Origin of the sequence: Candidatus Infernicultor aquiphilus (genome assembly GCF_002784285.1) — a bacterium.
Taxonomy (GTDB): domain Bacteria; phylum Atribacterota; class Phoenicimicrobiia; order Phoenicimicrobiales; family Phoenicimicrobiaceae; genus Infernicultor; species Infernicultor aquiphilus.
Genome location: NZ_PFKO01000337.1, coordinates 7,472 through 8,117, shown reverse-complemented (window position 1 = coordinate 8,117; position 646 = coordinate 7,472). Strand labels below are relative to the sequence as shown.

At 31.6% G+C, this 646-nt stretch carries 1 protein-coding gene; it reads left to right on the top strand.

Features of this window, described 5'->3' with window-relative positions; genetic code table 11:
* On the top strand, positions 1–646 hold a 646-nt coding region (locus COZ07_RS09390), incomplete at both ends, for an aminodeoxychorismate synthase component I (RefSeq protein ID WP_406608304.1).

The window sequence follows — 646 nt, the reverse complement described above, 5'->3', positions numbered from 1 at the left end:
TGAAATCAATATAAACCTTACTCTCAAACAAATTTTCGAATTGAGCCAAGCAAGGTTTAAGTTATATTACAAAGATCAGTTTGTTGTTTTTTCTCCTGAAATATTTGTTGAAATTACAGGCAATAAAATTTCTTCTTTCCCAATGAAAGGAACGATTGATGCTTCTATTAAAAACGCTGAGGAATTAATAATGAGCGATGAAAAGGAGAAAGCTGAACATATCACAATTGTTGATTTGATTAGAAATGATTTAAGTATTGTTTCTAATGATGTTAGAGTTGCCAAGTTCAGGTATTCTGAGTTAATAAAAACAAATCAAAAATCAATAATTCAAATCAGTTCAAAAATAACAGGGGATTTACCTGTTAATTTCAAAGAGCATTTGGGTGATATTATTTTTAACCTCCTTCCTGCCGGCTCAATTAGCGGGGCACCTAAAAAGAAAACTTTGGAAATCATTCACTCTGCTGAGAATTCACCAAGGGGATTTTACACTGGAGTGTTTGGATATTTTGATGGAAAAAATTTAACAAGTGCAGTGATGATAAGATTTATTGAGAAAATTAACAATATACTGCTTTATAAAAGCGGTGGCGGAATAACTTATTTAAGTGATGCAAAGTCAGAGTATCAGGAATTACTCGAT